Here is a 12,772-nt window from a genome sequence, read left to right as displayed (position 1 = left end):
AGTCCCTTGCCAGCCCCCCGCCTGTCGCCGATCATCAAGGAGTTAGTGCGATGCAATTCACTCATAAGAAAAACCGTTCTCTTTATATCCCTTATGCAGGTCCCGTCCTGCTTGAGTTTCCACTACTCAATAAAGGCAGCGCCTTCAGCATGGAAGAACGCAGTAGCTTCAACCTGCTGGGCTTGCTGCCGGAAGTCGTCGAAACCATCGAGGAACAGGCCGAACGCGCGTGGATCCAGTACCAGGGATTTAAGACCGACATCGACAAGCATATTTACCTGCGCAACATCCAGGATACCAACGAGACGCTGTTCTACCGCCTGGTCGGCAACCATCTCGATGAAATGATGCCGGTCATTTACACCCCAACCGTGGGTGCCGCCTGTGAACGATTCTCTGAGATCTATCGTCGCGCCCGCGGCGTGTTTATCTCCTGGCAGAACCGCAATAATCTCGACGATATTCTGCAAAACGTACCGAATCACAACGTCAAGGTTATCGTGATGACCGATGGCGAACGTATTCTCGGCCTCGGCGATCAGGGCATCGGCGGAATGGGCATTCCTATCGGCAAACTGTCACTCTATACCACCTGCGGCGGCATCAGCCCTGCCTACACTCTGCCAATAGTGCTGGATGTCGGCACCAATAACCAGCAGTTGCTGGATGACCCGCTGTATATGGGCTGGCGTCACCCGCGCATCACTGACGATGAGTACTACCAGTTTGTCGATGATGTTATCCAGGCGATCAAAGCCCGCTGGCCGGACGTTCTGCTGCAGTTCGAAGACTTCGCGCAGAAAAACGCGATGCCATTGCTTAACCGCTATCGTAATGAAGTTTGCTCATTTAACGATGATATTCAGGGCACCGCTTCGGTCACCGTCGGCACGCTGATCGCCGCCAGCCGCGGCGCGGGTAGCCAATTAAGCGAGCAGAAAATTGTCTTCCTTGGCGCAGGATCTGCAGGCTGCGGTATCGCCGAGCAAATCATCGCCCAGATCCAGCGCGAAGGCTTAAGTGAAGAAGAGGCCCGCAAGCGCGTCTTTATGGTCGACCGTTTCGGCCTGTTGACCGACGCCATGCCAAATCTGCTGCCGTTCCAGAGTAAACTGGTGCAAAAACGAGAACATCTACAGAACTGGGATACCACTAATGATGTGTTGTCTCTCCTTGACGTCGTGCGCAACGTCAAACCGGATATCCTGATCGGCGTATCCGGCCAGCCGGGACTGTTCACCGAAGAGATAATCCGCGAGATGCACAAGCACTGCCCGCGCCCGATTGTGATGCCGCTGTCTAACCCGACTTCCCGTGTGGAAGCTACACCGCAAAATATTCTCAGTTGGACCGACGGCGAAGCGCTGGTTGCCACCGGCAGTCCGTTCGCGCCGGTGACGCTCAAAGGCAAGCAGTACGTTATCGCCCAGTGTAATAACTCCTACATCTTCCCGGGAATTGGGCTTGGCGTTATCGCTTCCGGCGCATCCCGCGTCACGGACGAAATGCTGATGGCCGCCAGCGAGACTCTCGCGAAACACTCACCGCTGGTTAATAACGGTGAGGGCCCGGTTCTGCCGGAGCTGAAGGATATTCAAACCGTTTCGCGCGCTATCGCTTTCGCAGTGGGCAAAATTGCCCAGGAACAGGGCGTGGCGGTGAAAACGTCAGCGGAAGCGCTGTTGCAGGCGATTGCCGATAACTTCTGGCAGCCGGAATACCGCAACTATCGCCGGACTTCTATTTAAGCGAAAACGCTGCTGATAAAAACGAAGGAACGAACCAGGGCCTGAAAATCAGGCTCTGGTTCGTTCACTGCTAGCCAAAACCGCTTTCTCCCTCTACACTGCCGTCACCCATCAACTAACTGAATAGAAAAGGAGGATCCCATGCCGTACTGTGAAATGTTTAATTTTTCACATACATTTGGCGATCGCACCAGCTCAAGCGTTATCGGTATCGTGCTGCGATAACTTCAGCTTGAGCGAAGAAACCAAAGACTGAATCCCTTCCCTCGGGCTTACCGGGTTATCGTCAGCGATGTTTGACGAGGCATTCTCATGCCTGTAACTCTTGAGTAAGTTCACAATGAGCACATTACTAACTGCACAATCTCTTCATGTTGATACGGCGTTTGGCCCGCTGTTCACCAACCTCTCCTTTACCCTGAAAAAAGGCGACCGGATTGGCCTTATTGGCTACAACGGCTGCGGCAAAAGTACTTTGCTACAGGTGCTGGACGGCACTGTTGACCCCACTTCGGGTAACGTGTCGCTGGCAAACCATTGCCTGATGGCGCGAGTGGAGCAGCATCTGCCGGATGCGCTGTTAGCGCAGCCTCTACTTCAGGTGGTGCTGGCAAAACTTCCCGCCCTTGACCGTGAGAACCAGCGCTGGCAAGCGGAGCGACTGCTGGCGGAGATGGGCTTTACGCCAGCGGAAGTACAGCAGCAGGCATCAACCCTGAGCGGCGGTCAGCACACCCGACTGCTGCTTGCGCGGGCATTGATTCAACAACCGGATCTTCTGCTGCTGGATGAACCTGGGAACCATCTCGACCTGCCGACCCTTTTGTGGCTGGAAGGCTTCTTACAAACCTGGCAGGGGAGTTTCATACTGGTGTCACATGACAATCCGTTACTGGATGCTGTAACTAATACCAGTTGGATCCTGCGCGACAAAACTCTGCACGCTTTCTCCCTACCCTGTAGCGCCGCCCGTCAGGCGCTGGAGGAGCAGGACGCCAGCGACGTGCTGCGTCATAAAGCAGAGCAAAAAGAGATCGACCGCGTCGCCGCCAGCGCCAAACGGCTCGCTATCTGGGGCCGGACGTACGACAACGAAGACCTCTCGCGCAAAGCCAAGCAGATGGAGAAACAGGTAGAGCGCCTGAAAGAGAGCCAAACCGACCTGACCGCAGGAACACCATGGCGTCTGGTCCTGAACGGCGACGCGCTACGGGCAGACCGGATTCTGGAGATGGAGCAACTGCCGGTGCCGCCCGCACCGGACCTGCCTGCCCTGTTCACCGTAGACCAGACACGTCTGAAAAGCGGTGACCGGGTAGCCGTTATTGGACGTAACGGCTGTGGGAAATCCTCGCTGTTGCGCCTCTTATGGCGGCAAATGCAGCTTGAAACAACGGTGAACGGTTTACGTCTGCATCCACGGCTGAAGCCGGGTTATTACGACCAGACCCTGCATCAGCTTGCCGATGATGTCACTCTTCTTGAGGCACTGGAAGCTTTTGAACCGGCACCGGAAGTGCGCAAGCGAGCGCTGATTTCCGCCGGATTTAACTGGGCGCGTCACGGGCAGAAAGTCGCCACCTTAAGCGGCGGCGAACGTTCACGCCTGCTGTTCGTCGGCTTATCTCTGGCCCGCTATAGCCTGCTGCTGTTGGATGAGCCAACCAATCATTTAGATATGGATGGCAAAGAAGCGCTGGCGGCAACGCTGCGCGACTATCCCGGCGGCCTGCTGCTGGTGAGTCACGATCGTGAACTGATTAGTAAGAGCTGCAATCGCTTCTGGCTTATCGATGAGTACGGACTTAGCGAATGGAACAACGCCGATGAGGTCTATGAGAATCTGCGCGTCGCCGTTCGTCGCCCGATGGCGCAGGCCGCGACGTCACTCGCCATCGAACCTGAAGAGGATAACGATACGCTGCTGGAACGGCTAGTCATGCTGGAGCAACTGTTGGCTGACGATCTGGCCCGCAGGCCAAAACATCAAAAACCGCAGTTGCAAGCGCAATGGCGTGAGGAGATTGCTACCATCAACACACGGTTAAGTTAATGGTTTTCCCCCGGCGTGAAATAACTGCGCCGGGGGATTATTTAGGGGTCAGTTTGGATATCGAAAATTATTGTACGTTAAGGTTTTTTTGTACTACCCCTGACGCAACTGCTGGCTGTACTTCCCGACGGTGATGTGGGGTTAACGCTGCTTCATAGCACAAGCCTCTGCGCTTTTTACCCGGCGCTTTCGGGCCGGATGAGCCGCATCGCCACGCGTTGTTGCAAGCCACGGGCGCGTTCTGCGGCCAGAGTCTTGCCAATGGCATCAGGCGCGCAGGCCTCATCGACAACAACAAACCCCAGTTTCTGATAAAATGGCGCGTTCCACGGTACGTCGGTAAAGGTGGTGAGCCAGACCTCGCTGGCCTGCACTTGGCTGAGCGCGTGCCGGATAAGCGCTGTCCCCAGGCCCTGGCAGCCGTGTGCCGGTTGCACATCAATCTGCGCAAGCAGCGTTAGCCCATCCAGGCTTTCCATCATCACATAGCCCACCGGCGTGCCATCAGCGCATTGCACCAGCCACAGCATGTCCTGTTGGCGTGCCTGTTCCAGCACACTAAAGGGCAGCTTATCGTCGAGCACCTTATCCGGCAGGAATCCAGCTGGGAAAATACGCGCTGCCGCCTGTTCAATGGTGTTGAGCGCCGCGAAGTCCTCCGCTGAGGCGTGCCGCAGCCGGTAGCCGCTTGCTAACTGCTCCATGGTATTCCTTCTCTACGTCATATCTGAACTACAGTTTACAGCCTGAAGCGGGAATGGCACGCCTGATTGCCAGCGCACTTCATGTCGACTGTTTTACCCGAGTAAACTGTTGCTCGGTCATCATCCTGCCCCACTGATCCCCCTGCCACTCTTTATGAAGTGTGAATCCAAAGGATTCATAAAGCTTGCGGGCGGCATTCAGTCCGCTGAACGTCCACAACTGCACTGAGGAAAAATCCTGACTGTCGCAAAAAGCCATGGCTTCGTTCAACAGACGTCTGCCGATTCCGCTCCCCCGACAGCTATCGTCAAGAATAAACCAGCGCAGATGCGCCTCATTATCACCGAGATCCTGACCGTCAATCGCCACCGAACCGACAATTTTCTCACCCTGCACGGCAAGCCAAACCTGGTTGCACAGTGTATCAAGACGGCTGGTAAACTCCGCCAGCCCGCCGGCGACCTTACTCTCAAAAAAGTGACCAAATCCATAATGCTTTGCATAGTACTCGCCGTGCATCTGCGCAATGCGGCCAATCATTCCAGGACGATAACCGGTGAGGATGCTGATCTCTTTTTCCGGGGCAACAGCCTCAGCATCACGGCATTTTTCCAGCGCGTAAGCCCAGGTCGTGAGGCCCTGCGCCACGTTTTGCTTCTGGTCATCAGTCAAATGCGCCAACGCATTAACGACCCGCATTGCTCCGTAGGCGTGAATTCTGCTAACGGTGGCCACGCCTTTGGCCGTTAACGCAAGTTGCTTAAAACGCCCATCGTGCGCAGCGGGTTTTTCCTGTAGCTCGCCAGCAGCAAGCAATCGGGAAAGCATTCGACTGACACTCGATTTTTCAAGACCCAGAATCTGAACCAACTGAGCAGCCGTCATGGCGCCGCGAACTGAGATTTCGAGTAAAGTGTGAACCGCAGAAGGTGAATAATCCGTGGCGGCAAGCGTGGTATTCATAAATCCCAGCTCTCGCACCATCAGGCGGGAGGCGGTTCGGATTTCATCAACAAGCGAGGATGTTGTCATTTCACGTCAACAGATTCGATAAGTGGTTGCATGATACAACCATTTTCAATCGTATGCTGTCAATAAGTGATGCTTCAGGCCCGTCTGAACGCTTCAGCATCATAGTATTGATGATTTCCTGAATCGTAGCGTATTTATCCACTGCACTGATGCCATTACGCAGAATAAGCGACAGGCAGCGGATGGAACCTGCTTATTTACCTATTGCGGATTTTTCTCTTTCCAGGCATCCCATGCCGCTTTAATTTCTTGCTTCGCCGCGGCGGCATCGTTAAAGCCGTCAAGCTCGACTTTTTTACGACCATCCGGCAGCTGTTTGTAAACGCGGAAGAAAGCCTGCAGACGCTCCTGCTCTATTTTCGGCAGATCGCTGATATTTTTAATATCGTCATAGGTCGGGTCGATTTTACTCGCCGGAACGGCAATGATTTTGTCGTCCTTCTCGCCGCCGTCAATCATCTTCAGTACGCCAATCGCGCGCAGCTTGATCAGCGTTCCCGGGGCCATCGGAGCGCGGGTATAAAACACCACGTCCAGCGGATCGCCATCCCCTGCCAGCGACTGGGTCAACGAACCGTAGTTAGCCGGATAGGCCACCGGCATCGACTGAAAACGATCGGCAATCAGAAAGCCGGTTTTGGCGTCAGTTTCATATTTAATAATACCGCCCGCCGGAATTTCGGTTACGGCATAAAACTCTTCGGGATTGTTTTTCGGCTGCGGAAAATCCAGAACGTTTTGCGCCTGAGCGGCAGCAGTAAACAGAAGACCTGCGGCAAGGATAGTTTTTACCAGATGCATTGTAATATCGCTCTATCGTTATATACCCGTCATACTTCAAGTTGCATGTGCGTTGGCTTTCCTCGCTCACCCCAGTCACTTACTTCAGTAAGCTCCTGGGGATTCTCTGCGTCGCCGCGTTACTCAGCCTTCGGCCTCGCCCCTTCGGGGCCAGCGCAAGCGCTGTTCAAGGCACGAGTGCCTTGTCCTGCAACTCGAATTATTTAGGGTATAAGAAATTGAAAAACAAAACGATAAAGTGATTTGATGAATTAAATATGACGTTAATTTTTCATTACGATGAACGCCAGCCTCTAAAAATCCCCGCTGCGAATATACGAATTGCTTTTTATGCAAATGCTTAGCGTAAATGCTTATTTCCTTTGTTAAAACGCACGCCCGATGATGGCAACACAATAGATAACAAAGGAATTCACCATGCAAACCCGTTTTCGCCTGCCCGCGCTGGCGGCACTTTTTTTAACCGGTACCTTTTCCGTGTGGGCCGCCGACACGCCGGTTAAAGGCGGCACGCTAATTTATCTGGAGCAGCAACCGCATACCAACCTTTATCCGCCAGCCGGAGGGTTCTATCCCAACGGCGGTATTCTCAACCAAATCACCGATAAGCTCACCTGGCAAAACCCGGAAACATTACAAGTCGAACCGTGGATTGCCGAAAGCTGGAGTGCTAACGCCGATAGGACCGAATATACCTTTAAGATTCGCCCTGGCGTCACTTTCTCCGACGGTACCCCGCTTGATGCCAATGCGGTAGCAAAAAACTTCGACACCTACGGTCTGGGAAATAAAACGCATCGCCTGCCGGTTTCTGAAGTGATTAATAACTACGACCACAGCGAAGTTATTGACTCATTGACGGTCAAATTTTACTTTAAAAAACCGTCACCGGGCTTTCTGCAGGGCACCGCCACTATTGGCTCCGGGCTGGTCTCTCTCAGCACCCTCGCACGTAATTTTGAAGAGCTGGGCGACGCCCGCCATATTATTGGCTCCGGACCGTTTACCGTTAAAGATGAAAAGCCGGGGCGCGAACTCACCCTGGTGGCGCGTAAAGATTATCAATGGGGGCCGAAAAACCTCGCCCAGCAGGGGCCTGCGAATCTCGACGGCATCACCTATATCGTGACGCCGGAAGATAGCGTGCGCATTGGCGCGCTATTAGCAGGCCAGGCCGATTTTATCCGCCAGGTTCAGGCCTATGATGAAAAGCAGGCAACCGATCAGGGCTTTAAAATCTATGCAGCCCCGACGCGCGGTGTTAACGACAGCCTGAGCTTCCGCCCCGATAATCTGCTGGTCGCCGATCTGCGCGTCCGTCAGGCGCTTCTCCATGCAACCGACGCCAAACAGGTAGTTGAAACCCTGTTCTCCGCCAACTATCCGCAGGCCACCTCGGTCATCGCCACCACGGCGGCGGGCTACGTTAATCTCAGCGATAAACTGGCGTTCGATCAGGCCAAAGCAAAACAACTGCTTGATGACGCTGGCTGGAAACCGGCCGCCGACGGCATTCGGACGAAGGATGGGCAGCGCCTGGCATTAACCGTCTATGAATCGCTGCCGCAGCCGCAAAACAAGGAAGTGTTGCAACTGATCGCCCAGCAGTGGCGTCAGGTTGGCGTCGCGCTGGCGGTAAAAGCCGGTGATGCCGGCAGCCATACGCTGGATAATCTTGACCCGCTGAAAACTCCGCTCACCGTATCTGAAGTGGGCCGCGCCGACCCGGACGTGGTCAAAAGCATGTTCTTCCCCAATAACCGCGACGCGCTTCTGCAAAAAGGCGGCTCGAGCGACAAGGTACAAAGCTTCCGCGATGATAAGCTCAACGCCCTTTTGACGGCTATTTCCGCCGAAGTCGAACCGCAAAAACGTCTCCAGCTTACCGGCGATGCCCAGCGCTATCTGCTCGATAACGCCTACGTGATCCCCATTTTTGAAGAGCCGCAGGTCTTTGCCGGCGCGCCGTGGGTCAAAGGCGTGAGTTTTGAAGCGGTAGGCCGCCCGTCATTTTACGGTGCATGGCTGGAAAAGCACTAAGGAGTCGACGATGAGCCATTATCTTCTGCGGCGTTCAGGCCAGGGATTACTGGTGCTGTGGGCGGCGTTTACCCTTTCTTTCGTGCTATTGCAGGTGCTGCCGGGCGATGCGGTGCTGATCAAGTTTCAGAACCCAGATCTCGGGCTAAGTCCTGAACAAATCGCCGAAATGCGCCTCGCCTATGGGGCCGATAGTCCGCTGTGGAAACAGTATTTCCATACGCTATTTGCCATGCTGCAGGGAGATTTTGGCTATTCGCTCCAGGCCGGCCTGGCGGTCAGCACGCTTATCGCCAGCAATTTGCCGGAAACAATAAGCCTGGCGCTGCCAGCCTTCGTACTGGCGGTATTGCTGGCTTTCGCCCTCGCCTTTGCTTCACGACTGCCGGGCCTGCGCTGGCTAAGCAACGCGCTGCAATCAGTACCGGTACTGTTTATCTCACTGCCAACGTTCTGGCTGGGGATTGCCCTGATTCAGCTTTTCTCGTTCCAGCTGCGCTGGATCCCGGTTATCAATCCGGGTCCGATTGAAGGCCTGATCCTGCCAATCATTGCCGTAGCCATCCCCATTTCCGCCCCGCTGGCGCAAATCCTGATGCGCAGTCTGGATCAGGTCGCCGCGCTGCCGTTTGTCGCCGTCGCCCGCGCCAAAGGAATGAGTGAGACCGGCGTCCTGTGGCGGCACGTCATCGGCAACGCCCTGCTGCCGGTACTCAATATTGCCGGACTACTGCTGGGAGAGCTGATCGCCGGAGCGTTGATCACCGAAACCGTATTTGGGCGCGGCGGGCTCGGGCTGCTGACCCAACAGGCGGTTAATAATCAGGATATCGCCGTGCTTCAGGCGGTCGTGATGATTTCCGCCCTTGGTTTCGTTCTGATTAATCTGCTGGTCGATCTGCTGATGCCGCTGTTCGATCCGCGCCTGAAAACCGTTATCGGAGGTGTAGTATGAGCCTGGTTGATTACGCCACCGCCGCTCGTCGCAGAACGACAAACTGGCGCACGCTGCGCTTGCAGCCCGGTTTACTGCTAGCCTGGACGGTGATGAGCGTTGCCATATTGATGGCTGCAGCCCCGCAACTGTTTACCGCTTATAACCCGCTGGAAGGTTTTCCTGGCGCACAGCGTTTAGCTCCGCAGGCGGGTCACTGGCTGGGAACCGACCAGTTGGGCCGCGATCTCTGGAGCCGCATTGTCTACGGCGCAGTGCATTCACTTTGTGCCGCGCTGGCGGCGGTGGCGATTGGCCTGATCGTCGGTACCGCGCTGGGCACGTTAGCCGGGGCGCTGGCGGGACGTGTTGAATCGGTGGTTATGCGCCTGGTCGATGTTCTGCTGGCGATCCCCTCTTTATTACTGTCGCTCACGGTCATTATCCTGCTCGGCTTCGGCACGCTCAATGCCGCCGTGGCGGTAGGCGTCGCGGCGATAGCCAGCTTTGCCCGTCTGGCGCGAGCGGAGGTGGTGCACGTACGCCACAGCGATTTCGTTGAAGCCGCATACGGCAGCGGCGGCACCTTTTTCGCCGTCTTCTGGCGGCATATTCTGCCCAACTCACTCACCGCCGTTCTGGCCTTCGCCACCCTTCAGTTCGGTCAGGCGATTCTCGCGCTCTCGACCCTCAGCTTTCTCGGCTACGGCACGCCGCCACCGGTACCAGAGTGGGGATTACTGATCGCCGAAGGCCGCAACTACCTCTCCACCGCCTGGTGGTTAACCACCCTTCCCGGCATTGCGGTCGTCGCCGTCGTGCTTGCCGCCAACCGCATTAGCCAGCAATTTAGCGGAGAACGCCGATGAATGTTTTAACCGTAGAGAACCTGCGTATTAGCTATCGTTCGCAGCGCCAGTGGCGCGAAGTGGTGCACAACGTTAGCTTCAGCGTAAAGCGTGGTGAAATGCTGGCGTTCGTCGGGGAATCCGGCTCCGGAAAAACCACTACCGCTCAGGCAATTATTGGCCTGCTGGCAGATAACGCGCACCGGGATAGCGGGCGTATCAGCATTAACGGTGAGGATATTAGCAACTGGTCTGCAAAACGCCTCGATGGCCTGCGCGGTGCGCGGATTAGCCTGGTTCCGCAAGACCCGGGAAACTCCCTTAACCCGGTCAAAACTATCGGCGCGCAGGTGGGTGAGATCCTGCGGCTGCATCAAAAAAGCAGCGCCGCGGAGCGCAAAGAGCAGGTGCTGGCGCTGCTGACTAAAGTCGGTTTGAGCCACCCGGAACAACGCTTTGATCAGTACCCCCATCAGCTTTCAGGCGGTATGAAGCAGCGGGTACTGATTGCTATCGCTATCGCCCTGAAGCCTGATTTAATCATCGCCGATGAACCAACCAGCGCCCTCGACGTCACGGTACAAAAACGCATTCTTGACCTGCTGGATACGCTACGCAGGGAGTCCGGCACGGCGGTACTGTTTGTCACTCACGATCTCGCGCTGGCGGCAGAACGCGCCGACCGCCTGCTGGTCTTCCGCCACGGAGAGATTCAGGAGCAAGGCGCAACCGGCGATGTGGTGCGCATGCCGCAGCATGCCTATACTCGCCAGTTGCTTAGCGATCTCCAGGGATCGACGCTGGCCATAGCCCCAACTTCCGGGCGTATCCTGGCGACCCCGGCAATTCGCGTTGAGGGCATCAGCAAACGTTTCTCATTGGGTCATTCTCACCTACAGGCGCTGGACACCGTGAGCTTCGAGGTTAAACGCGGTAGCACTCATGCGCTGGTTGGCGAGTCTGGTTCCGGCAAAACCACCCTCGCGCGGATCCTGTTGGGGTTTGAAAAGGCTGATACCGGTCACGTCTCTATCGATGGTATTGATGCCGGGCATCTCAGCCGCGAGGCTCTGCGCCAGCTGCGGCGTAAAATCCAGTTCGTCTACCAGAACCCTTTTGCCTCGCTGGATCCGCGACAAACGCTATTTGAGATTATTGAGGAGCCGTTAAAAAACTTTGATCGTCTGAATGTCGAAGCAAGACGTCAACGTGTGGAAACGGTCGCCGCCCTTGTGGCGTTAGCCCCGGAGCTGCTCTCGCGAACCGCACGGGAACTTTCCGGCGGACAGCGCCAGCGGGTCGCCATCGCCCGCGCCTTAATCCTTGAGCCGACGATCCTGGTACTGGACGAAGCTACGTCGGCGCTGGACGTTACCGTACAGGCGCAAATTCTGGCCCTGCTGCAACAGCTTCAACAACAGCTGGGGCTGACCTATCTGTTTATTACTCATGATTTAGCGACGGTACGCCGTATTGCCCACAGCGTTACGGTACTACGGGCTGGCCGGGTTGTTGAACACGGCGAGGTCAGCCGGCTGTTTGCCGCCCCGCAGCATGACTATACCCGCGAGCTTATCGCCGCTATTCCCTGGTTTTCATCGCCGAGCAAGGAGGTCGCATGACCCGCAAACGACTGGGATTTTTCACCCGCCTGTTGGACCACGCAACGCCCAAAGAGCGCTATCGGCTGGCAACCGAGCAAATTCGCCACGCCGAGCGTCTGGGGTTCGATAGCGCCTGGATTGCCCAGCACCATTTTCATGAACATGAAGGCGGTCTGCCGTCGCCGTTGGTATTTCTCGCCCACGCGGCGGCGCACACCGAGCGCATTCGTCTGGGAACCGCCATTATCACCCTGCCGATGGAAAATCCGCTGCGGGTAGCCGAAGATGCCGCGGTGTTGGACCTGTTGGCGGATGGTCGTCTGGAGCCAGGCTTCGGCTCAGGCGGAACCCCCACCTCGTTCCTGCCCTTCGGACTGACAATCGATCAGCGCAGCGCGGTGTTTAGCGAGCATTTGCATTTGATCCAAAGCGCCTGGCGCGGCGATTCGCTATCGCATCCGGATAACCATCTTTACCCTCAGGCGCCGCAGCTTGCCGAACGCATCTGGATTGCGACATTTTCTATTGAGGGTGCCGTTCGCGCCGCCCAGGCCGGACACGGACTGATGCTCTCGCGAACGCAACCACGCCCATCAGGACACCCCACGCTGCCGCTGGACGCTATCCAAAATCCAATTATTGATGCTTACCTTGCAGCGCTGCCAGCAGGCGTCGAGCCACGAATACTCGCTTCACGCACCGCGTTCGTCGCCGATAGTCAAGCGTATGCGCTGGAGGTGGCGGAACCCGGTTTACGCCAGCAGGCCGCACAGCATCGGGCCGCAGGTCATGAAATAATAGGTGACACTGTCACTGATTATTTATCCCAGCTTGACGCCCACGTTGGCGACGCAGAGCACGTTGCCGCTTCGCTGGCGCGCGATAGCGTGCTGCAGCGGGTTACCGATATTTCATTTCAGGTGCATTCCGTTGAACCATCGCACCGCGACACGCTTCGTTCCCTTGAGCTGATCGCTCAGCATATTGCCCCGCAGATACGATAAGGA

General features: G+C 56.1%; 10 protein-coding genes. 7 read left to right on the top strand and 3 right to left on the bottom strand.

From position 1 onward, the window contains the following. Positions 1 to 50: 50 nt before the first annotated feature. Together FN082_RS18630 and FN082_RS18625 are read left to right on the top strand one after the other, a co-directional pair. Positions 51 to 1,748, top strand: a complete 1,698-nt coding sequence (locus FN082_RS18630) for an NAD-dependent malic enzyme (RefSeq protein ID WP_142461733.1) — start codon at positions 51 to 53, stop codon at positions 1,746 to 1,748. 340 nt (positions 1,749 to 2,088) lie between these two features. Beyond that, complete coding sequence (locus tag FN082_RS18625) at positions 2,089 to 3,801, top strand: ABC-F family ATP-binding cassette domain-containing protein (protein WP_142982103.1); 1,713 nt, start codon at positions 2,089 to 2,091, stop codon at positions 3,799 to 3,801. Between the two features lie 176 nt (positions 3,802 to 3,977). Here FN082_RS18625 and FN082_RS18620 read toward each other — a convergent pair whose 3' ends face one another. From FN082_RS18620 to FN082_RS18610, 3 genes are all read right to left on the bottom strand, one after another. After that, positions 3,978 to 4,505 carry a GNAT family N-acetyltransferase gene (locus FN082_RS18620; protein WP_142982102.1) on the bottom strand — a complete coding sequence of 176 codons (528 nt, stop codon included), beginning with the start codon at positions 4,503 to 4,505 and terminating at the stop codon, positions 3,978 to 3,980. Positions 4,506 to 4,584: 79 nt separating this feature from the next. Further along, the gene (locus FN082_RS18615) at positions 4,585 to 5,538 is read right to left on the bottom strand and encodes a bifunctional helix-turn-helix transcriptional regulator/GNAT family N-acetyltransferase (protein ID WP_142982101.1); all 954 of its coding nucleotides are present in this window, start codon (positions 5,536 to 5,538) and stop codon (positions 4,585 to 4,587) included. A 201-nt stretch (positions 5,539 to 5,739) separates the two neighbouring features. Next, a complete protein-coding gene (locus tag FN082_RS18610; protein ID WP_142461729.1) occupies positions 5,740 to 6,339 on the bottom strand; it encodes an inorganic diphosphatase in 600 nt (199 codons plus the stop codon). Between the two features lie 417 nt (positions 6,340 to 6,756). Between FN082_RS18610 and FN082_RS18605 the strand changes: the two genes are divergently transcribed. Genes FN082_RS18605 through FN082_RS18585 form a run of 5 tightly spaced genes read left to right on the top strand, consistent with a single transcriptional unit; the run spans position 6,757 to position 12,769 of the window. Further along, the gene (locus FN082_RS18605) at positions 6,757 to 8,379 is read left to right on the top strand and encodes a TIGR04028 family ABC transporter substrate-binding protein (protein WP_142982100.1); all 1,623 of its coding nucleotides are present in this window, start codon (positions 6,757 to 6,759) and stop codon (positions 8,377 to 8,379) included. Between the two features lie 10 nt (positions 8,380 to 8,389). After that, positions 8,390 to 9,334, top strand: a complete 945-nt coding sequence (locus tag FN082_RS18600; RefSeq protein WP_142982099.1) for an ABC transporter permease — start codon at positions 8,390 to 8,392, stop codon at positions 9,332 to 9,334. Next, positions 9,331 to 10,182, top strand: coding sequence for an ABC transporter permease (locus FN082_RS18595; protein WP_142982098.1), 852 nt, complete (start codon positions 9,331 to 9,333; stop codon positions 10,180 to 10,182). Before FN082_RS18600 ends, FN082_RS18595 begins: the two co-directional genes overlap by 4 nt. After that, a complete protein-coding gene (locus FN082_RS18590) occupies positions 10,179 to 11,783 on the top strand; it encodes a dipeptide ABC transporter ATP-binding protein (protein WP_142982097.1) in 1,605 nt (534 codons plus the stop codon). The genes FN082_RS18595 and FN082_RS18590 overlap by 4 nt, the downstream gene beginning before the upstream one ends. After that, positions 11,780 to 12,769, top strand: coding sequence for a putative FMN-dependent luciferase-like monooxygenase (locus tag FN082_RS18585; RefSeq protein WP_142982096.1), 990 nt, complete (start codon positions 11,780 to 11,782; stop codon positions 12,767 to 12,769). The genes FN082_RS18590 and FN082_RS18585 overlap by 4 nt, the downstream gene beginning before the upstream one ends. The last annotated feature ends 3 nt before the right edge of the window (positions 12,770 to 12,772 follow it).

Source organism: Klebsiella spallanzanii (assembly GCF_902158555.1).
In the GTDB taxonomy this organism is placed as follows: Bacteria; Pseudomonadota; Gammaproteobacteria; order Enterobacterales; family Enterobacteriaceae; genus Klebsiella; species Klebsiella spallanzanii.
This window is presented reverse-complemented; position numbering and strand designations above follow the sequence as displayed.

Bases quoted from the DNA above. Each gene is read 5' to 3' on its own strand.
- FN082_RS18585 (WP_142982096.1), top strand. From the start codon at position 11,780: ATGACCCGCAAACGACTGGGATTTTTCACCCGCCTGTTGGACCACGCA.
- FN082_RS18610 (WP_142461729.1), bottom strand. From the start codon at position 6,339: ATGCATCTGGTAAAAACTATCCTTGCCGCAGGTCTTCTGTTTACTGCT.
- FN082_RS18600 (WP_142982099.1), top strand. From the start codon at position 8,390: ATGAGCCATTATCTTCTGCGGCGTTCAGGCCAGGGATTACTGGTGCTG.
- FN082_RS18615 (WP_142982101.1), bottom strand. From the start codon at position 5,538: ATGACAACATCCTCGCTTGTTGATGAAATCCGAACCGCCTCCCGCCTG.
- FN082_RS18620 (WP_142982102.1), bottom strand. From the start codon at position 4,505: ATGGAGCAGTTAGCAAGCGGCTACCGGCTGCGGCACGCCTCAGCGGAG.
- FN082_RS18625 (WP_142982103.1), top strand. From the start codon at position 2,089: ATGAGCACATTACTAACTGCACAATCTCTTCATGTTGATACGGCGTTT.
- FN082_RS18595 (WP_142982098.1), top strand. From the start codon at position 9,331: ATGAGCCTGGTTGATTACGCCACCGCCGCTCGTCGCAGAACGACAAAC.
- FN082_RS18605 (WP_142982100.1), top strand. From the start codon at position 6,757: ATGCAAACCCGTTTTCGCCTGCCCGCGCTGGCGGCACTTTTTTTAACC.
- FN082_RS18590 (WP_142982097.1), top strand. From the start codon at position 10,179: ATGAATGTTTTAACCGTAGAGAACCTGCGTATTAGCTATCGTTCGCAG.
- FN082_RS18630 (WP_142461733.1), top strand. From the start codon at position 51: ATGCAATTCACTCATAAGAAAAACCGTTCTCTTTATATCCCTTATGCA.